This is a genomic window from Chitiniphilus eburneus (assembly GCF_005048205.1).
GTDB lineage: Bacteria > Pseudomonadota > Gammaproteobacteria > Burkholderiales > Chitinibacteraceae > Chitiniphilus > Chitiniphilus eburneus.
The window spans coordinates 1-3,129 of record NZ_SUMF01000067.1 but is presented as its reverse complement, the minus strand read 5'-3'; the positions used below and the strand labels follow the sequence as shown (position 1 = coordinate 3,129).

Here is a 3,129-nt window from a genome sequence, read left to right as displayed (position 1 = left end):
CACGCCGCGCCGGTGGCTTCGCCCAACGATGCCACCGCGCCGGGCCGGGCGCTGGGACCGCCTTGCGCCGCCAGGTCGGCATACCAGTGCGCCAGCGCGCGGCAGGCGGCGCGCAGCGGATAGGGCCACGCCGGATTCGGCTCACCGCCCTTGCCTTGCCACAGCCAGGCGGCGACGGCCTGTTGCGCCAGCACTTCGCCGGGGCCTTTCAGCAGGCGCAGCAGGCCCATGGCCCGCACCGCGCGCGAGACAGATGGCGGCGAGGCACGCCCTTGGCAGGCGTAGGCGGTATCGATATCGGTCAGCGCGCGCTGCGCTTCCAGCGAGCAGATATGCTTGGCCAGCGAGGTCAGCGCGGCGAACTGCGGATGGTGATCGTCGCCCAGCCGGGCGGTCAGCCGCAGCATGCGGCCGAGTACGTCCACGCCAGCGGCCAGCGCGGCGGCATGCCCGGCCGATAGCGGCGGCACAGGGTCGGCGGCGGCCAGCGCCACCGCATCGCGCGCCAGCCCGACGCAGGCGGCGGCGGCGCCCAGTCGGCCCGACTGCACCATGTGATTGAAATACGCCATGCCCTTGCCGGGTTCGCCCAGCAGTTGCCAGGGCGCGATCTCGACATTGTCGAAGAACAGGTCGGCGGTATCCGAGCCATTGGCGCAATGCTTGTCCCAGGCCGGCGCCACCGATACGCCGGGCTGACCCAGCGGTACGCAGACGAACTGCGTGGCACCCGGCACCGGGTGCGCGGGGCTGCGCGCCACCACCACGACATGGCTGGCGCGCTCCAGGTTGGTGATCCATTGCTTGCGCCCGTTCAGCCGCAGCGTGCCGTCGGGCGCGCGGGTAAGCCGGGTGTGGACGGTGGCGACGTCGGAGCCGGTTTCCTCGGTGATGGCGAACGCCAGCAGGCGGCGATCGCGCGGGATACCGGTCAGGATGTCGCGCGCCGTATCGGGCGGGCACAGCGTGGCGATGGCTTTGACGCCAGCGCACAGATGCGGCACGGCAGTGATGGCATAGGCCGGCCCGAGTTGCGCCACGCGTTCGATCGCCTCGACGAAATCGCGCAGGCTGCCACCCAGCCCGCCCGACTCACGCGGCACGGTGAGCGAAAACAGGCCATGCGCAAAGCCGTCGGCAAGCACCGCCTCGTCCAGTGCCGGATCGGGGTCGGGATCGGCGCGCAGTGGCACGGCCAGCCTTTCCAGCCTGCGACATAGTTCGGCGACGGCGGGATCGGCCGGACCGGTGCCCAGCGTCGGCGCGCCAGTGACGGCGAGGTCGAGCAGCTCATGCAGCATCGGCGGCCTCCAGCGGGGTGTCGCTCCAGACCGGTGCCAGCGTGCCGCTGTCGATCAGGCGGCGCAGCACAGCGTGCTGCATCTTGCCGTTTTCGGTCAGCGGAATGCGGCCGGCGCCGATGAACCAGCAGGCGTCGGGCGCGATGCCGGCGCGGGCGTGCGCGGCGCGGCGGATGGCGGCGGCCAGCTCGCGCAGCGTGGGGGCATCGCCCAGCAGCAGGCGGTCGGTTTCCAGCACGGCGACGATACGGCCATGGTCCTGCTGCACCACGCCGGCACGACGGATGGCGGCAAAGCCTTGCGCGGCATCCTCGATATCGTGCGGGTTGTATTTCTCACCGCCGCGCACCAGCAGGTTCTTGCTGCGGCCGATCACGTAGAGCCAGCCCTCGTTGTCCAGGCAGCCGACGTCGCCGGTGGCGACGCGGCCGGCGCTGAGCGCGGCGGCGCTGGCGTCGGGGCGGTTCCAGTAGCCCAGCATGCGCGCGGGGGATTCCACCAGGATCTCGCCGGTGACGCCGGGCGTTTGTGTCGGGATGCCGTCGGCGCCGCGCACCCAGATGCCGACACCGGGCACCGCGCGGCCGGAGGCGACACGTCCCGCGGCATCGACGCGGTAAGCGGCATCATGCGGCGTCAGCGTGGCGCACAGCGTCAACTCGGCCATGCCGTATGCCGGCTTGATGGCGTGGCCGATGCCGAAGCGCGCGCCGAACGTATCTACGCTGTCGCGCCGCACCGGTTCGGAGCCGCAGATCAGCAGCCGCAGGCTGTGCAGCGGGTAGTCGGCGGGATCGGTCACCACGCGGTTGGCAATCTGCAACAGGCTGTCCGGCGCGCCGGTGACAGTGGCACCGTAACGGCCGATACCGGTCAGCCAGGCATACAGGCTGGTGGCGTCCTGGCGGTACAGCACCAGCGGATGACCCAGCAGCAGCGGCGCCAGCGCGAAGCAGACCAGGCCCATGTCGTGGAACAGCGGCAGCAGCGAGGCAAACACATCGGCCTCGCCCAGCGCCATGCGCTCGGTAAAGGCGCGGATGTTCTCCAGCACGGCGGCGTGGCTGATCATCACGCCCTTGGCATGGCCGGTGGAGCCGGACGTGTACTGGATGAAGGCACACTCGCCACAATCGGCCGGCGTCACCGCGCATGGCGGGTGGTCAGGGGCGGCGGTCACTTCCAGCAGCAGCGCGGAATAGGGCTGCGCGCTATGCAGCGCGCGGTGGCGTTCGGCCAGTGCCGGTTCGATCAAGATCAGCATTGCGCCACTGTCGTGGCACAGGTAGGTCATGCGTTCGGCATTGCCACGCGGCGACGCCGGCACCGGAATCGCGCCCAGCAACTGGCACGCGAGAAAGGCGGCGATGAAGGTGGGGCCGTTGTCGAGCAGCAGGATCACGCGCGCCCCCACGCCAACACCGCGCCCCGCCAGCGTAGTGGCGATGCCATCGGCCGCCACGGCCAGATCGCGGTAACGCCACGGGCGGTCGTCGAAGATCAGCGCGGTGCGGTCGGGTGTATCGCACACGCGCCGCGCCCAGGCGGCGCCCAGCGTGGGTTCTGTCAGCGGATTCATGCCATCAGGCCCTGGTGTTTCTGCAACAGCAGCGCGGCGCACGGCGCGTGGTCGCCGCCTTGCAACACCAGCATCAGTTCGCCCGGCGCCACGCGGGTATCGGCCAGCGCGTCGAGTACCGCGAAGGCGCCGTACAGCGTGCCGCTGGCGCCCAGGCGGGGTGCCAGCGCGAGCCGGCGCCGACAAGACCACGGTGGACCAATATCTGATCCGTGGCGGCTATACCACCGGCAAGCACAATTTCATCCT

Annotated in this window: 3 protein-coding genes; 1 reads left to right on the top strand and 2 read right to left on the bottom strand. The window is 70.7% G+C overall.

Annotated elements, in window-relative coordinates; all coding sequences use genetic code 11:
- Both FAZ21_RS19890 and FAZ21_RS19885 read right to left on the bottom strand, forming a co-directional pair.
- Positions 1-1,301: acyl-CoA dehydrogenase family protein (locus FAZ21_RS19890; protein WP_136775167.1), on the bottom strand; the 1,301-nt coding region annotated here is incomplete at its 3' end.
- Complete coding sequence (locus tag FAZ21_RS19885) at positions 1,291-2,880, bottom strand: class I adenylate-forming enzyme family protein (protein WP_136775166.1); 1,590 nt, start codon at positions 2,878-2,880, stop codon at positions 1,291-1,293. The genes FAZ21_RS19890 and FAZ21_RS19885, both read right to left, overlap by 11 nt.
- A gap of 14 nt (positions 2,881-2,894) precedes the next feature.
- Between FAZ21_RS19885 and FAZ21_RS19880 the strand changes: the two genes are divergently transcribed.
- A complete protein-coding gene (locus tag FAZ21_RS19880; RefSeq protein WP_136775165.1) occupies positions 2,895-3,089 on the top strand; it encodes a hypothetical protein in 195 nt (64 codons plus the stop codon).
- The last annotated feature ends 40 nt before the right edge of the window (positions 3,090-3,129 follow it).